At 64.1% G+C, this 15,811-nt stretch carries 12 protein-coding genes and 3 tRNA genes; 4 read left to right on the top strand and 11 right to left on the bottom strand.

Annotation, left to right across the window (positions count from 1 at the left end; all coding sequences use genetic code 11):
* Positions 1–39: 39 nt before the first annotated feature.
* The 3 genes from ACVOLO_RS10610 to uvrB all read right to left on the bottom strand — a co-directional run bounded on the left by ACVOLO_RS10610 (position 40) and on the right by uvrB (position 4,721).
* Positions 40–2,262: an arylsulfatase gene (locus ACVOLO_RS10610; RefSeq protein ID WP_481570297.1), complete on the bottom strand. Its 2,223-nt coding sequence runs from the start codon at positions 2,260–2,262 to the stop codon at positions 40–42.
* A 271-nt stretch (positions 2,263–2,533) separates the two neighbouring features.
* Positions 2,534–2,608: transfer RNA gene (locus tag ACVOLO_RS10615), tRNA-Val, on the bottom strand.
* Positions 2,609–2,705: 97 nt separating this feature from the next.
* Positions 2,706–4,721: an excinuclease ABC subunit UvrB gene (gene uvrB / locus ACVOLO_RS10620; protein ID WP_481570240.1), complete on the bottom strand. Its 2,016-nt coding sequence runs from the start codon at positions 4,719–4,721 to the stop codon at positions 2,706–2,708.
* Between the two features lie 153 nt (positions 4,722–4,874).
* Between uvrB and ACVOLO_RS10625 the strand changes: the two genes are divergently transcribed.
* From ACVOLO_RS10625 to ACVOLO_RS10635, 3 genes are all read left to right on the top strand, one after another.
* Positions 4,875–5,438: a GspH/FimT family pseudopilin gene (locus ACVOLO_RS10625; protein WP_481570241.1), complete on the top strand. Its 564-nt coding sequence runs from the start codon at positions 4,875–4,877 to the stop codon at positions 5,436–5,438.
* A gap of 61 nt (positions 5,439–5,499) precedes the next feature.
* Positions 5,500–5,576: transfer RNA gene (locus ACVOLO_RS10630), tRNA-Asn, on the top strand.
* Positions 5,577–5,714: 138 nt separating this feature from the next.
* Positions 5,715–5,954, top strand: a complete 240-nt coding sequence (locus tag ACVOLO_RS10635) for a hypothetical protein (RefSeq protein WP_481570243.1) — start codon at positions 5,715–5,717, stop codon at positions 5,952–5,954.
* Here ACVOLO_RS10635 and ACVOLO_RS10640 read toward each other — a convergent pair.
* The 8 genes from ACVOLO_RS10640 to ACVOLO_RS10675 form a co-directional block, all read right to left on the bottom strand.
* Positions 5,917–5,993: transfer RNA gene (locus ACVOLO_RS10640), tRNA-Asn, on the bottom strand. The genes ACVOLO_RS10635 and ACVOLO_RS10640 overlap by 38 nt on opposite strands.
* 24 nt (positions 5,994–6,017) lie before the next feature.
* Positions 6,018–6,488, bottom strand: a complete 471-nt coding sequence (gene rlmH, locus ACVOLO_RS10645; protein WP_481570244.1) for a 23S rRNA (pseudouridine(1915)-N(3))-methyltransferase RlmH — start codon at positions 6,486–6,488, stop codon at positions 6,018–6,020.
* A gap of 75 nt (positions 6,489–6,563) precedes the next feature.
* On the bottom strand, positions 6,564–6,983 hold the full coding sequence (rsfS, locus tag ACVOLO_RS10650) for a ribosome silencing factor (protein ID WP_481570245.1): 420 nt from the start codon (positions 6,981–6,983) through the stop codon (positions 6,564–6,566).
* Between the two features lie 58 nt (positions 6,984–7,041).
* Positions 7,042–7,701: a nicotinate-nucleotide adenylyltransferase gene (gene nadD / locus ACVOLO_RS10655; protein WP_481570298.1), complete on the bottom strand. Its 660-nt coding sequence runs from the start codon at positions 7,699–7,701 to the stop codon at positions 7,042–7,044.
* A 49-nt stretch (positions 7,702–7,750) separates the two neighbouring features.
* A complete protein-coding gene (holA, locus tag ACVOLO_RS10660) occupies positions 7,751–8,794 on the bottom strand; it encodes a DNA polymerase III subunit delta (protein WP_481570246.1) in 1,044 nt (347 codons plus the stop codon).
* 43 nt (positions 8,795–8,837) lie between these two features.
* Complete coding sequence (locus tag ACVOLO_RS10665; RefSeq protein WP_481570247.1) at positions 8,838–9,416, bottom strand: LPS-assembly lipoprotein LptE; 579 nt, start codon at positions 9,414–9,416, stop codon at positions 8,838–8,840.
* 216 nt (positions 9,417–9,632) lie between these two features.
* Positions 9,633–12,275: a leucine--tRNA ligase gene (gene leuS, locus ACVOLO_RS10670; RefSeq protein WP_481570248.1), complete on the bottom strand. Its 2,643-nt coding sequence runs from the start codon at positions 12,273–12,275 to the stop codon at positions 9,633–9,635.
* A gap of 159 nt (positions 12,276–12,434) precedes the next feature.
* Positions 12,435–13,034 carry a DUF998 domain-containing protein gene (locus ACVOLO_RS10675; RefSeq protein ID WP_481570249.1) on the bottom strand — a complete coding sequence of 200 codons (600 nt, stop codon included), beginning with the start codon at positions 13,032–13,034 and terminating at the stop codon, positions 12,435–12,437.
* Between the two features lie 350 nt (positions 13,035–13,384).
* On the opposite strand from ACVOLO_RS10675, the gene ACVOLO_RS10680 reads away from it, so the two are divergent.
* Positions 13,385–15,799 (top strand): type VI secretion system Vgr family protein, encoded by a 2,415-nt coding sequence (locus ACVOLO_RS10680; protein ID WP_481570250.1) that lies wholly within the window; start codon positions 13,385–13,387, stop codon positions 15,797–15,799.
* The last annotated feature ends 12 nt before the right edge of the window (positions 15,800–15,811 follow it).

Below are 15,811 nucleotides of genomic sequence, written 5' to 3' on the forward strand. Positions count from 1 at the left end.
GGGGCAGCAGTCCCCGCCGGGGTGATCAAACCAGCCGCCCTATTCCACTACGACGCGCAGTTGTTCCAACTTGCCGTTGAACACATGGGGCAACGAGTAGCCGGCGCTTATCGGCGAGGTAAACGCCTGGCCGATGCCCAGTGAGCCGAGGACCGGCGAGCCCAGCCTGTCGAGGCGGGTTTCGGCGACTTTCCGCTCATCCACATACAACGCCAGCGCACCCGCCAAACCGTCGGGATCCCGTCTGAAAGACATACGCAGCAAGGCATCGCCGGGCTGCACCCGCGCCGGCGAAACAAGTTCAGCATGCGCACGGCCGTTGACGTTGTTGCTCAACACCAGGTGCCCGTCGCGCATATGCCAGGCAAATCCGCCCAGCCGGCTGCCATAGGCCATCAGCATGCCTTCGCCGCCTTTTTCCGGCACCTGCACCCGCGCTTCCACCGAAAAGCTGGAGCGCGCAAGCCGCGGCAGGGTTTTGGAAGGCAGGCGTCCAACGGCAGGCCTGAACTCGAACACCTTTCTGTCCCCGGCCACCGTCGGCATGCCGTAGTCGCGCCCTTCCACGTAGTTGGCCAACGGGTAGACATTGTTGCGACGGGCTTCAAGGTCAAAGCGCTGCTTCATCGCCTGCAACCTTTCCGGATGTTCCGCAGCCAGATTCCTGGACTGGCTGAAATCCTCCTCCAGGTTATACAGCTCCCACGGCCCGTTCTCGAAATCCTCCGGATACGGCTTGATCCACGGCGTCATGTGGCGTGCGCTCGCGATCCAGCCATCCTGATACAGCGCGCGGTTGCCCAGCATTTCAAAGTACTGCACGCGTCCATCGGCCTGCGCAGCGGCGTTTGCGAAAACGTCACGGAAGCTCTTTCCATCCAGCGGGCGCTGCGCAACCCCGGCCAGCACGTCCGGCATCGGGGCACCGGCAACATCCAGAATCGTCGCCGCAACATCATCGACATGGGCGAACCGCTCCACGATCGCACCGGGTTGCTGCAGCTTTCCCGGCCAGGAAACGGCCATGGCCACACGCAGGCCACCAAAGTGCGAGGCAACCTGTTTCATCCACTGGAACGGCGTGCTGCCCACCCAGGCCCATGCGGATGAATAGTCATTGAAATGCAGCGGGCCACCCAGCTCATCCAAGTGCTGCAATTGCGGCGCGTAGCCGCCTGCGGCATCCATGTAACCGTGGATGCCCTCCATGCCACTGGCACCGTTGTCGCCGGCGATATAGAAAACCAGCGTATTGCTGGCCGGATCATGCGCCGACACGGCCTCCAGCAGGCGCTGCACTTCATGATCGGTATGCGCCAGATAGGCCGTGAAGACCTCCATCTGCCTGGCGAAGACTTTTCGCTGTTCGGCATTGAGTGACTTCCAGGCCGGGATTTCATCTGGCCGCGGTGTCAGCTGCGCACTTGCCGGAACAATCCCCAGCGATTTCTGCCGCGCGAATATCTCTTCGCGCAGCTGATCCCAGCCCTGGTCAAAACGCCCGCGATATTTCGCAATCCACTCCTGCGGCACATGATGCGGCGCGTGAACCGCACCCGTGGCCAGATACAGAAAATACGGCTTTTGCGGTGCCACCGAACGATGCGTCCCCACCCACGCGATGGCATCGTCCACGAAGTCGCCGGTGAGATGGTATTCACGGCCGGCAACACGCACCGGCTCCACCGGCGTGGTGTTGCGATAGAGACTGGCCGGCTCCCAGTGGTTGTCACCACCGTGATTCATGATGCCGTAGAAGTAGTCAAAGCCCAGCCCGGTGGGCCAACGGTCAAACGGCCCGGCCGGGGAAACCTCCCACTCCGGCGTGTTGTGCCATTTGCCTATCGCCGCGGTGCTGTAGCCGGCATCGGCAAGCACGCGCGCAATGGGCGCCGAATCGGGCTTCCACACCGCATCGTATCCGGGCGTGGCGGTTGCCCAATCGGCTACACGGCCAAAACCCACCGCATGATGATTGCGGCCGGAGAGCAATGACGCGCGCGTTGGCGAACACATGCCGGTGGTGTTGAAGTTGGTGAAGCGCAGCCCGCTGCCGGCCACCCGATCAAAGCCCGGCATTTCGGCCACACCGCCGTAGCCGGCGGGATCGCTGAATCCGACGTCGTCCAGCAGCACCACAATGATGTTGGGCGCCCCATCGGCTGCCTGCGCTGGCCGCCACGTTTCCGCAGCTGCCTGGAACACCGCTCCCAACGCGACCATGCAGATCGCCACGCCAGCCACTCCCCGCTTCCAGCCCATCACGCCCTCTCCCGCGCATTGTTCTGCACAGACTGGCCGATGGCGCGACACGCGAACAACCCAGGCACGCTAGCTTCAGTGCGCAGGTTCGCCACGGTAATGCGCATTGCCCGATCACGCTTCCGCGAAAGCCGCGGCGGCCCCGCGCGGAGTACGGCGAAACCGTTGTGCGTCGCGCGTGAACGGCGGATGCCCCGTGCCGGGCAAAAACAAAAAAGCCGACCAATGGCCGGCTTTTTTCGTTTATCTCCACTTCTCCGTTTCCAGGAAGTGGTGGGCGGTACAGGGTTCGAACCTGTGACCCCTACCATGTCAAGGTAGTGCTCTACCGCTGAGCTAACCGCCCTTCTCAGCAACCAATTGTGCGTTGCGAGGGCGCGTATCTTAACCAAGGAAACCGGGCAGGACAATAGGTTTCTGAAAAAATCTTCACATTGCCCTGCTCAGCCCAGGTTGGCCTCCTTCAGGCGGTGAATCTGGTCGCGCACGCGGGCGGCATCCTCGAACTCCAGGTCGCGCGCATGCTGGTACATCTTCTGCTCCAGCTCCTTGATCCGCGCCACCAGCCGGGCCGGCTCCATCGGCAGATAGTCCGCCTCGGGTTCGGCCACGCGCCGCCCCTTGCCCTTGGCTGCGGACTTGGCCGAGCCTTCTTCGTGCGCCCCTTCAAGAATGTCCACGATCGGCCGCGCAACCGACTTGGGCACGATGCCGTGTTCTTCGTTGTACTCCACCTGCTTCTGCCGGCGGCGGTCCGTCTCATCAATGGCCGCCTGCATCGAGCGGGTCATCTTGTCGGCATAGAGGATCGCCTTGCCGCGCACGTTGCGTGCAGCGCGGCCAATGGTCTGGATCAACGAGCCCGTGGAACGCAGGAAGCCTTCCTTGTCTGCATCAAGGATGGCAACCAGTGACACCTCGGGCATGTCCAGGCCTTCGCGCAGCAGGTTGATGCCGACCAGCACGTCGAACTTGCCCAGGCGCAGGTCACGGATGATTTCCACGCGCTCCACCGTGTCCACGTCCGAGTGCAGGTAGCGCACACGGATGCCGTGCTCGCCCAGGTATTCGGTGAGGTTCTCGGCCATGCGCTTGGTCAGCGTGGTGACCAGCACGCGGTCGCCCATCTTGATGCGCGCATTGCACTCGGACATCAGGTCATCCACCTGGGTGCCAACCGGGCGGATTTCGACCTGCGGATCGATCAGGCCGGTCGGGCGCACCACCAGCTCGGTGATCTCCTCGCCCGATTCACGCAGCTCATACGGACCCGGCGTCGCCGATACATAGATGCTGCGCGGCGAGCGCGCCTCCCATTCCTCGAAACGCAGCGGGCGGTTGTCCAGTGCCGACGGCAGGCGGAAGCCGAACTCCACCAGCGTCTCCTTGCGCGAGCGGTCGCCTTTGTACATCGCACCAATCTGCGGAATGGTCACGTGCGATTCGTCAATGACCAGCAGCGCATCGGCCGGCAGGTAGTCGAACAAGGTCGGCGGCGGCTCGCCCGCCGCCTTGCCGGTGAGATGCCGCGAGTAGTTTTCGATGCCGTTGCAGCACCCCACCTCGGCCATCATCTCCAGATCGAACTGCGTGCGCTGCGCCAACCGCTGCGCCTCGACCAGCTTGTTCTGCGCGTACAGCTGCTCCAGCCGCTCCTTCAGTTCCACCTTGATGGTGTCCACCGCCGCCAACACCCGTTCGCGGGTGGTGGCGTAGTGCGTCTTCGGGTAGATGGTGTAACGCTGCATCCGGCGCAAACTTTCGCCGGTGAGCGGATCAAACATGCTCAGCTGTTCGATCTCGCCGTCGAACAACTCGATGCGCACCGCCTCGCCATCCAGTTCGGCCGGAAACACGTCGATCACTTCACCGCGCACGCGGAAGGTGCCGCGCTGCAGTTCGTATTCGTTGCGCGTGTACTGTAGCTGGGTGAGGTGCTTGATCAGGTCACGCTGGTCGATGCGCTCGCCAGTGGACAGGATCAAGCGCAGTGACAGGTAATCTTCCGGTGCGCCCAAGCCATAGATGGCCGACACCGTGGCCACCACGATCGCATCCGGGCGCGACAGCAGGGTCTTGGTTGCTGCCAGGCGCATCTGCTCGATGTGCTCGTTGATCGAACTGTCCTTCTCGATGAAGGTGTCCGACGAAGGCACATAGGCTTCAGGCTGGTAGTAGTCGTAGTAGCTGACGAAGTACTCCACCGCGTTGTGCGGGAAGAACGCCTTGAACTCGCCGTACAACTGCGCGGCCAGCGTCTTGTTCGGCGCCATCACCAGGGTGGGCCGCTGCACCTGCTGCACCACATTGGCGATGGTGTAGGTCTTGCCCGAGCCGGTGACGCCCAGCAGCGTCTGCTTGGCAATGCCAGCCTCGAAGTTCGCCACCAGCTTGTCGATGGCGGCGGGCTGGTCACCGGCCGGGGAATACGGCGATACGAGCTGAAAGCGATCGGACATGAGGGGAGCTGGCCTGCGTGGACTGCCCAGTATAGCCAGCGCGGGGATGACGACCGGCCACGGCCCAGCCCCACGTTCAGTCACGAAGCCATCCGACACCGCCGCCTCGGCCGGTCCGCAAGCCTAGCTGACTCCCGCCTGACAAGGCCGCACATGTCCCCTCACTTCCAGCCGGTGCCATGGCGCCCATTCCATGCGCAACCGGGCTTCAGCCTGATCGAGCTGCTGGTGTGCGTGGCAGTGCTTGCGCTGCTGGCCGCCGTTGCCACACCGGCCTTCTCGGCGCTGACCGAGCGGCACCGCGCCCTCGCCGCCGAGCACGCGCTGATCCACCACCTCCAACTGGCGCGCATGACGGCCATATCGCACAGGAAACCGGCGGTGCTGTGCCCTTCAACGGATGGCCGGCACTGCAGCGGCAGGAATGACTGGAGCATCGGCTGGCTGGTGTTCGTTGACCGCAACGGCAGGCGGACGCCAGCCAAGCCGGCCGACATCGTCCGCAGCGACAACCATCCCACGTCATCGCAGCTCAGGATGGTCAGCTCGCGCGGCAGGTCGAGCATCCGCTATCTGCCCGACGGGCGCAGTGCCGGCTCCAACCTCACCGTTTCCATCTGCGGCAAGGACGGCGCCCTGCTCACGCAGGTCATCGTCAACAACGCCGGGCGGGTGCGCAGCCAGCGCCCCAAGGCGCCGCGGGCCTGTGTTGAATGAGCCACCATCGGCAGATGAATGCTTGCACGCCCTGCTCAGGGCGATTAGAATGCGCCTCCCCGCCCGAATAGCTCAGCCGGTTAGAGCACTTGACTGTTAATCAGGGGGTCGTTGGTTCGAGTCCAACTTCGGGCGCCAAGCATTCAACAAAAAAGCCTGCGAGCAATCGCAGGCTTTTTTGTTGGCTTGTGTTTGAGGGCTATCGCAGGATCGCTCACCGCCACCACGGCAGAGCTTATCGCCCAGGCGCGAGATCACCACCAATACGCAGCCGCCATGAGCGCGGCATCATGGTCGCAGCGCCACATTGGTGCGCAAACGCGTATCGGCCGGCCGCATGAACACCCACGCATCCATCGCCGCCTGCACGCGCACTGCAGTTCCGCAAATCACACAGCAACCATGCCGATGCATGCGCGCGGCACCACCGATTTGCAGGCAAAGAAAAAGCCGCGATTTCTCGCGGCTTTTCAGTATCTGGCGCCCGAAGTTGGACTCGAACCAACGACCCCCTGATTAACAGTCAAGTGCTCTAACCGGCTGAGCTATTCGGGCGGGGACGCGCATTCTATACGCATGTCACGCGCGATGGTAGGGGTGATTGGCCAACATTGCCGCCGCGCGATACAACTGCTCGGCGACAACCAGCCGAACCAGCATATGCGGCAAAGTCAGCGGCCCAATCGACCATTTTTCATCCGCCGCCGCAGACACTTCCGCCGCATGCCCTTCCGGGCCGCCGATGAGAAAGGCCAGGTCCCGCCCCTGCGAACGCCAGTGTTCCAGGCGCTGCGCCAACTGCTCGGAACTGAGCTGACGGCCAGGTACGTCCAGCGCGACGACATAGGGATTCTTCGGCAACGCGGCGAGCACGCGCCGGCCTTCATCTTCGATGGCCCGCTTCGGATCACGGCCCTTGCCGCGCAGGCCCGGCTCGATTTCCACCAGCTCCAGCGGCAGCCAGTGCGACAAACGTTTCTGGTACTCGGCAAAGCCCTGCGCCACCCAGGACGGCGCACGCTCGCCGGTGGCGATCAATCTGGCTTTCATGGCGCAACCTCCTGGCGGCGTTGAAACGAAGACGGCGCCCTGCGGCGCCGTCGCGAAGCATGCGGCAGGAAACGATCAGCGATCGTTCTGCTCATCTTCGTCCTCGTAGACCGACGGCGGCTGGTCGCCCACCGTCCACAGGCGCTCCAGCGCATACAGCTCACGCACGCGCGGCAGCATCACGTGGACGATCACATCGCCCAGGTCCACCAGCACCCACTCGGCTTCGCGCTCGCCTTCAACGCCCAGCGGCATGACGCCGAGGTTCTTGGCAAAGCGCACAACCTCGTCGCCAATCGACTTGACGTGGCGGGTGGAGGTACCCGAGGCGATGACCATGTAGTCGGCAACACTGGACTTGCCACGCACGTCGAGCTCAACCGCATCCCTGGCCTTGAGCTCTTCCAGCGCGGCATGAACGGATGCCAGCAGGGCCGGAACGGAGGGTGGCGGGCTGGGCAATTGGGTCTTGATGACTTGGGCTTCGGTGGTCAAAGCAGCAGAACTCGATGAATAAGGGGGCGATTATAGAGAACCCGGCCGAAACCGGCATTCACGGCGTTGGTTGGCAGCCATACAAGCTTTGTTCCTGAATGAAATCAGCTACCCCTGACGGCACCCATTGCCGCCAGTTGCCGCCAGCGGCGATCCGCTCGCGCACGGCGGTGGCCGATTCGGCATGCAACGGCTGGTTCAGCCGCCCCACCTGTCCGGCCGCCCCTGAAAGCGCCGCAAGCGACGGCACCCACGCATCACGCAGGCGGGCCACCAGCAGCGGCGGCATGGCGTCGTCCAGCGAACTGCCCGGCCGCTCGGCCACGACAATATGGGCCAGGTCAAGCAGATGTTCCCATTCATGCCAGGTAGGCAGCCCCAGCAGGCTGTCGGCGCCCATCAACAATGCCACCGGGCGCGACATCCCGAACTCGGCACGGATGTCCCGCAGGGTATCCATCGTCCACGAGGGCACGCCGGGCCGCGCGGCGGCGCGCTGCAGTTCGCGAAGATCCACCGTGAGATTGGCTTCGCCCGCTACGGCCAATTCCAGCATGCGCGCGCGCTGCCGGGCATCCGCACCCGGCACCGCGCGGTGCGGGGGATCGGCAGCCGGCATCAACCGCACCGGCACCTGCAGCTCCTGCGCCGCACAGCGGGCAATCGCCAGATGCCCGTTGTGAACCGGGTCGAAGGTGCCGCCATAGAACACCAGCATGCCGGCCTGGGCCAGCTCGGCGGGCGGCGCAGAGCGCAACCGCTCCACTTCAACGCACTCCGCGTGCCAGCAAGCGCACCGCGCGGGCTTCGGACACGGCAACCAGCAGGCGCTCCAGCGCCAGCCACGGATCGCCGTCGGCCCGGCCCTTGGCCATGCGGTCCACCTGCGAGGCCTCGGCCACGAAACGCTCCCAGCGGCGCGGATCGGGATGCCGCTGCAAGGCACGTTTGAACGGTGCCTGGCGCGATTCCCAGATGCCCTTGGCCTTCATCTCGCCGCCCAGGTTGCCGCCAGCGGCCTGCACCCGCGCCAACCCTGCGGTCAGCAGCAGCTCACGAATGACCATCGGCATCAGGGCCGCAACTGCCTCGCCCTCGCCGCGCAGGCCGGCGAGCATGCGCAGCACCGCCTGCGGTTGGCCGGAGAATGCAGCTTCGTTGAGACGGAACACGTCATAGCGCGCGGCGTCGGCCACCAGCGATTCCATCTTTGCCACGTCCAGCGATTGGCCATCGGCCAACAACGCCAGCTTGTCGATCTCCTGCGCGGCGGCCAGAAGATTGCCCTCCACGCGCTCGCTCAGGCGCTGCACGGCCGCCGGATCGGCACGCAGGCCCTTGGCCCGCAGGCGGCGTTCAATCCAGTCACCCAGCTCATGCGGCTTGATTGCCCAGGCCACTGACAGCACGCCCGTCCTGGAAACCGCCTCGGCCCATTTGCCCTGATGCGCCTTGCTCCACTCGCCGGCGGTGATCAGCAGCACCACATCCGACGGCGGGCGGGCGCAGAACTCGCTGATGACCTCGGCGCCCTCCTTGCCCGGCTTGCCGCTGGGCAGGCGCACTTCCACCAGGCGCCGCGCACTGAACAGGCTGGGCGCATTGAAACTGGACGAAAGCTGGCTCCAGTCGAAATCGCGGCCATCGGCATCGAACACCTCGCGCTCGCTGATGCCTTCGGCGCGCGCCTTGGCACGCACTGCGTCGGCCGCTTCGATGACGCGCAGCAACTCCGGGCCGGCAATCAGGTACACCGGCGCCAGCGGCGAAGAACCCGCCTGGGTCACCAATTGTTCTGGACGCAGCTCCATTGCCTACTCCTGCCCCCGCGGAAGCCGGGAAAGCGCCGATGCCTCAGCCGGCATCGCCCTCGCCCTTGGTTGCCGGGACAGCCGGTGCATTCTTCTGTTTTTCGAGATCAGCACGGATCACGCTGTCGATGCGGCGCAGGATGGAAGCCGACATTTCCCGGCGCAGTTCGTCGGCCAGGATCTCGCGCTCGGTGGTGGTGCCAGTGGCATCCAGAGGCGGGGACACATAGTCGCGCGACAGCTCCACCGCCTGCTCCGGCACCATCACGCTGCCGTCCGGCTTGAGGAAGGTGAACACCACCGCGTAGCGCAGGCTGTATTCCTGGGCACGGCCCTGGGCATCGATGGCGATGGGCAGGTCGCCCCAGCGCTCGGAACGGATCTGCAGGCGCGCCAGCGCCGGGTCGTCCTTGCCCTGCCCCGGGGTGCCGTCTTCACCGACCACCGTCGCGCCCGAGGCGCGCAGGCCGCGATTGATCAGTTTGACCAGTTCGCTGTAGCGGGTCTGGGATTCCACTTTGACCGCCGGCATGTCCGCCGGCAGGGTAAGCCGGTTGCGCAGATGGAAACCGCAGCCGGTCAGGGTGGTGGCGAGGATCAGGGCGATCAGGTATCGAGTCATGGGCACAGTCTGTAGGAGCCGGCCGAAGGCGGCAATAGAAGACAGCCCCGGATGATCGCGCATTGGAGGTGAGCGGAGATGAAACCGCGTGGCATTGGAAGCACCCTGGCCACGTCAATCAAGGCATGACTGAAGCTTCAACGACAGAGGCTGCCCTCACCCCAACCCCTCTCCCGCTTGCGGGAGAGGGGCCTTGTGCCGCGTCGATTGCTGGCTTTACGCCGCGACGATGTTGACGATCTTGCCCGGGACGATGATGACCTTGCGGATGGTCAGGCCGTCCAGGAACTTGGCCGTGTTCGGCTCGTCCTTGGCCGCCGCTTCGATCAGCTCGCGTGATGCATCGGCCGCCACCTCGATGGTGCCGCGCAACTTGCCGTTGACCTGCACCGCCAGGGTCAGTGCGTCCTTCACCAGTGCCGCTGCATCGGCCTGCGGGAACGGCTGGTCTTCCAGCAGCGTCTCGCCATTGCCCAGCAGTTGCCACATCGCATGACAGGCATGCGGGGTGATCGGATTCAGCAGCAGCACAGTGGCCTGCAAGGCCTCCTGGCGCACCGCACGGCCCTGTTCACTGGCGTCGTCGAACTTGGCCAGTGCATTCAGCAGCTCCATCACCGCCGCAATGGCGGTGTTGAAGGCATGGCGGCGGCCGTAGTCATCACTGACCTTGCCGATGGTTTCGTGGATCTTGCGGCGCACCGCCTTCTGTTCGGCGGTCAGCGCAGCCACATCCATTGCCGGGGCAACACCGCCGTCGGCGTGCTTCTGCACCATCGTCCACAAACGGCGCAGGAAACGCGCCATGCCGTCGACGCCAGCCTCGTTCCATTCCAATGACTGCTCCGGCGGAGCAGCAAACATCGAGAACAGGCGCACGGTGTCGGCGCCGTACTTGGCCACCATCGCCTGCGGATCGACGCCATTGTTCTTCGACTTGGACATCTTTTCGGTGCCGCCGATCACCACCGGCTGGCCATCCGCGCGCAGGGTGGCGCCGGTGATGCGGCCGCGTTCGTCACGCACCACGTCCACGTCGGCCGGGTTGAACCAATCCTTGGAACCATCGCTGTTCTGACGGTAGAAGGTTTCTGCAATCACCATGCCCTGGCACAGCAGGTTCTGCGCCGGCTCGTTGCTGTCCACCATGCGTGCATCGCGCAGCAGCTTGTGGAAAAAACGGAAGTACATCAGGTGCAGGATGGCGTGCTCGATGCCACCGATGTACTGGTCCACCGGCAGCCAGTAATTGCCGCGCTTGTCCACCGCATCACGGGCACCCGGCGAGGTGTAACGGGCGTAGTACCAGCTCGACTCCATGAAGGTATCGAAGGTGTCGGTTTCGCGCTCGGCCGCGCCGCCGCAGTCCGGGCAGGTGGTCTTGCGCCATTCCAGGTCGGCCTTGATCGGCGAACCCGTGCCGGTCAGCTCCACGTTCTCCGGCAGGATCACCGGCAGCTGGTCTTCCGGCACCGGCACCGCACCGCAGGTGTCGCAGTAGATGACCGGAATCGGGCAGCCCCAGTAACGCTGGCGGCTCACGCCCCAGTCGCGCAGGCGGTAATTGACGCGGCGCTGGCCCTGGCCCTTGCGCTCGAAACGCTCGGCCAGTGCCTCGAAGGCACCCTGGAAATCCAGGCCATCGAATTCGGCCGAATTGACCAGCTCGGTTTCGCGGGTCTTGTCGCCGTACCAATCCTGCCAACGGCTCGCATCGTAACTGCGCTCGTCGTCGTTCTTGGGCGACTTCAGTGCGATGACCTGCTTCTTGGGCAGGTTGTACTTGCTGGCGAATTCGAAATCACGCTGATCGTGGCCGGGAACAGCCATCACCGCGCCGGTGCCGTAGCCCATCAGCACGAAGTTGGCCACCCAGATGGGCACCTGCTCGCCGCTGACCGGGTGGATGGCGCGCAGGCCGGTATCCATGCCGCGCTTTTCCTGGGTTTCCAGCTCGGCCTCGGAGACGCCGCCCTGCTTCATTTCAGCCAGCATTGCGGCCAGCTGCGGGTTGTTCCTGGCGGCATGCAGCGCCAGCGGGTGTTCGCCGGCGATGGAGACAAAGCTCACGCCCATCACTGTGTCCGGGCGCGTGGTGAACACGCGCAGCGGGTCCAGTGCGGCGCCGTCCACATCGCGCACGTCGAACTGGATTTCCAGGCCTTCGGAACGGCCGATCCAGTTGCGCTGCATGGTCTTGACCGAATCCGGCCAGCCCGGCAGTTCGTCCAGGCCGTCCAGCAGCTCCTGGGCGTAATCGGTGATGCGCAGGAACCACTGCGGGATCTCACGCTTCTCGACCAGCGCGCCAGAGCGCCAGCCGCGGCCGTCGATGACCTGTTCGTTGGCCAGCACGGTGTTGTCCACCGGGTCCCAGTTCACCACCGAGTTGCGGCGGTAGGCCAGGCCCTTGCGCATCAGGCGGGTGAACATGCGCTGCTCGTGGACGTAGTAGTCCGGCGTGCAGGTGGCGAACTCACGCGACCAGTCGATCGCATAACCCATGGCCTTGAACTGGCCACGCATGTGATCGATGTTGGCGTAGGTCCACTTGGCCGGCGCGGTCTTGTTCTTGATCGCGGCGTTCTCAGCCGGCAGGCCGAACGCATCCCAACCCATCGGCTGCAGCACGTTGTAGCCGGTCATGCGCTTGTAGCGGCTGATGACGTCGCCGATGGTGTAGTTGCGCACATGGCCCATGTGCAGCGCGCCCGAAGGGTACGGAAGCATCGACAGGCAGTAGTACTTGGGCTTGTCCGAGGTTTCGTTCACCTCGAAAGCCTTCGTGGCCTCCCAGAATTTCTGGGCGGCGGATTCAACCTGCTGGGGATCGTAGATATTGGGTTCGACGCTGGACATGGCAACGCTGGGCAACGGCAAAGCCGCAAAGGGTACCGCAGTGCATCATCGCACTCCAATCCAGCCCCTGCCTGTCTGCGACAGAAAGCCCCAGGTTATTGATATCTGTAGGGTTTCGCAGAACAGTCAAATCGCCGGACAGCCACTGTAGTGCGTGTTTCAGCGTGCCGGCGCCAACCGCCACGCCGCCAACAGCCACACCAGCCACCCCAGGAAGGCCAACCGCTGGGCCATCGCCACCGGCATTACCGTCTGGAACAGGAACGCACTGCAGGCACTCCAGATGGCACAGGCCACGGCCAAGGTTGCCAACGGGCGCCACGCCCCGGCCTTGCCCGCCCCGAACCGCAATGCAATGGCCCCCGCACAGAACGCCACCAGCCACAGCAGCCAGGCGCTGGCGTGGAACTGGCTGGCACTGTTCTCGATGTCTTTCACATCCAAGGGCAGCAAACCCATTGCGGCAAAGGCGACCGCAGCCAGCAGCAGCATCTGCGCGGCCACCTGCAGGGTGCGCGGCGTGCTGGCGGGCATGCGCAGGACCAGATCGAACATGGCCAGCCCGGCAAGCAGGCCCGGCAGCACGAAACCCAGCGCGCTGAACAGCTCACCGTCCGGCACACCGCGCGCGCCGAGCAGGGAGATCGGATGGCGCAGTTGGTCATAGCCCTCCAGTCGCGCGCCAAACACCACCACCGCAGCAATCCAGATCACCGCAGCCAATGGCCCCGCCAACGCCAGCACCTTCAGTTTCGACACGCCCTACCCTCTATCGGTTTACGGCCAGGGCACAGACGCCCCGGCCAGCCGGCTGCATTGTGAAGGCTGCCGCGTGCGGCCGCACCATTGCAAAGAATGTTTGCCGTACCCGAAGAAGTCGCGCCTGCACCTGCCGCAATGGGCCGAGCCATCGCCATGTCGCAACGGTGCCATCGAAACCAAGCACGCGGCAACGACCGAGCCACCCTCGGCCTTGAGGAATTCCCCGATAGCCACGTCGTCTGGAAGCCCTATTTTCAGATGTTTCTCAAAGCCGTGCCATGGGGGTTCTTCCTATAGTCATCGCCCGTTTGTGAAACAGCGCTTGGCCCTGCAAGGACGACGGCTGCATGTCAGAAAAGACCCCACCCACGCCCCCCGCACGCGCCAACAACGCTCCCGCAGGGTTCGCCGCCGCTCCGTCATCGGGCATCCCACTGTCCTCCTCCACGGCAATGAAGGCCGCCGACGCCCTGATCGGCGCCGTGGACAATGAAACCGTTGCCAAGGCACACAAGGTGTACACCCTGGCCCAATCCGGTGTCGCGCTATTGCAGGCGGCCGAACATGCCGACACGGGCGAGCTGGCAGCACAAGTGGCACCACTGTCCGCCCTGGCCAGCCCGGCACTGGCGCAGGTCAGCAGTACCGCACTGCAGGTGACTTCCCTGGCAAGTGCCGTCGATGCAGCGCCGACGCTTGCCAGCATCGCGACACCCTCCTTCCTGCCCGCCAGCCTGCCTCCCGATGTGCACCCGCTGGGCGGCCAGGCAATCGGTGACTTCATCCAGCCGCCAGCGTTCTACGCACCGCCGCTCGCCCGGCCACAAATGGCGGACAGCCGCGCGCCGGGCATTCTGGATGACAGAGACCGGCTGCTGCGTCTGCACGCACCGCTTGACGACGACAAGCGCCTGTACATCGCCGCACTGGAAGGCAGCACCGCGCTGTCCAACCCGTATCACTACCGCCTGCAGTTGTTGTCGCGCAGTGCCGATATTGATCTGCAGGAAGTGATGGGCAAAAGCTTCACTGTCGGCATCAAGCTGGCCGATGGCAGCGAGCACCCGATCAACGGCTACATCACCGCCTTTGGCTTCGTGCGCACCGATGGCGGACTGGCGGTGTACACGGCGGAAATGACGCCCTGGTTCTGGTATCTGGGCACCCGCATCACCAGCCGCATTTTCCAGGACATGTCGGTGCTGGATGTGCTGGACAAGATATTCAAAGACTACGGCGGCCTGCCCGACTACCAATTGCGGGTGAGCAGGCGCCCTGCGCCGGAAACCTACATCGTCCAGTACGACGAAAGCGACCTGAATTTCGTCAGCCGTCTGCTGGAGCGACACGGGCTGTTCTATTACTTCGAGCACCGTATCGATGGCCACAGCCTGGTCATCTGCGATGACTCTCCCGATTCGGCCTGCTGCCCGCCACAACGCGATCATGCGCGGGTGCGTTACAACGCCGGTGATCGCGTGGACGCGCAGGACACACTCACCGCGTTGTCGGCGCATCGCAGTTTCCAGCCTAGTGCGGTCGCCTTGAACACGTTCAAGTACAAAGACCCCTACGCCATCCAGTACGTGGAGCAACCCACGCTCGCCGTGCAGGGCGACGTGCCGAAGCTGACGGTCTATCACGGCAACCCGGCCTTCACCCACGCCAACCAGAAGGCCGGGCGCCAGGACGCGCAGCGGCTCATGGAGGCGTACGAATGGCAGGCCAAGTTGTTCGCAGCGCAGTCCGAGTGCCGCGGCATGCAGGCCGGCCATACCTTCCAGTTGCATGGGCACCACTGGTTCGAGTCCGCCGAGGACGCCGAATTCCTGGTGGTGGGCACGCAGATTGATGCGCGCAACAACTTCAACCTGGGCGACGACGCCAACGAAAGTGGCAGCGATGTTTACAGCAACACGCTGACCTTGATCCGCCGAAAGATTCCGTATCGTCCCGTACGTCATCACGCCAAGCCGACCATGAAAGGCCCGCAGACCGCGACCGTCGTGGGCCCGGCGGGACAGGAAATCCACACCGACAACTACGGGCGCATCAAGGTGCAGTTTCCGTGGGACCTGGAAGGCCGCCACAACGAAGCCAGTTCCTGCTGGATCCGCGTGTCGCAGCCCTGGGCAGGACGCGGCTGGGGCACGGTGGCCATTCCGCGCATCGGCCAGGAAGTGCTGATCGACTACATCGAAGGCGACCCCGACCGCCCGGTCAGCACCGGCCGCCTGTTCAACGCACAACAGAAGATGCCCTTCGACGGCCCGGAAAGCGCCAACGTCATGGGCTTCATCAGCAACTCCACGCCAGGCGGCGGCGGCCAGTGCCGCATGACGATTCGCGATACCGCCGGGCAGGAACTGATTGATCTGTTTTCGCAGAAGGACATGAATGTCACGACGCTGAACAACATGGCGACCGTGGTCAAAGGGCCTGAGCAGACCAACGTTGTCAGCCATGGGCTTCAGACCAATACGGTGCAGAAATCCATCGGAATCACATCGGTCAATGAACATATCGCGGTCAAGGCGAAGACCGAAATCAAGCTGACGTCCGAAGCCGCGAATATCGCAGCCAAAGCAAAAACCTCGGTAAAGCTGGAGTCTGAGACGGAGCACATCACGATCACCGGCAAAACACTTGTGCGCTTGGAGGCGGGCGCAAGCAGCCTGGAGTTGCAGGCCGATGGCACGATCCTCCTCAACGGCGTTGTCGTGCAGATTGTCGGCACGTCATCCGTCGACCTGAACCCGTGACGGAACACAACC

This window comes from Stenotrophomonas sp. STEN056, assembly GCF_056759635.1.

Excerpts from the sequence above, each read along its gene's own strand:
- nadD (WP_481570298.1), bottom strand. The coding sequence starts at position 7,701 with ATGCTGGTGTTCTATGGCGGCACCTTCGACCCGGTTCACAACGGGCAT.
- ACVOLO_RS10625 (WP_481570241.1), top strand. The coding sequence starts at position 4,875 with ATGTCCCCTCACTTCCAGCCGGTGCCATGGCGCCCATTCCATGCGCAA.
- rlmH (WP_481570244.1), bottom strand. The coding sequence starts at position 6,488 with ATGAAAGCCAGATTGATCGCCACCGGCGAGCGTGCGCCGTCCTGGGTG.
- ACVOLO_RS10610 (WP_481570297.1), bottom strand. The coding sequence starts at position 2,262 with ATGGGCTGGAAGCGGGGAGTGGCTGGCGTGGCGATCTGCATGGTCGCG.
- uvrB (WP_481570240.1), bottom strand. The coding sequence starts at position 4,721 with ATGTCCGATCGCTTTCAGCTCGTATCGCCGTATTCCCCGGCCGGTGAC.
- ACVOLO_RS10680 (WP_481570250.1), top strand. The coding sequence starts at position 13,385 with ATGTCAGAAAAGACCCCACCCACGCCCCCCGCACGCGCCAACAACGCT.
- holA (WP_481570246.1), bottom strand. The coding sequence starts at position 8,794 with ATGGAGCTGCGTCCAGAACAATTGGTGACCCAGGCGGGTTCTTCGCCG.
- ACVOLO_RS10635 (WP_481570243.1), top strand. The coding sequence starts at position 5,715 with ATGAGCGCGGCATCATGGTCGCAGCGCCACATTGGTGCGCAAACGCGT.
- leuS (WP_481570248.1), bottom strand. The coding sequence starts at position 12,275 with ATGTCCAGCGTCGAACCCAATATCTACGATCCCCAGCAGGTTGAATCC.
- ACVOLO_RS10665 (WP_481570247.1), bottom strand. The coding sequence starts at position 9,416 with ATGACTCGATACCTGATCGCCCTGATCCTCGCCACCACCCTGACCGGC.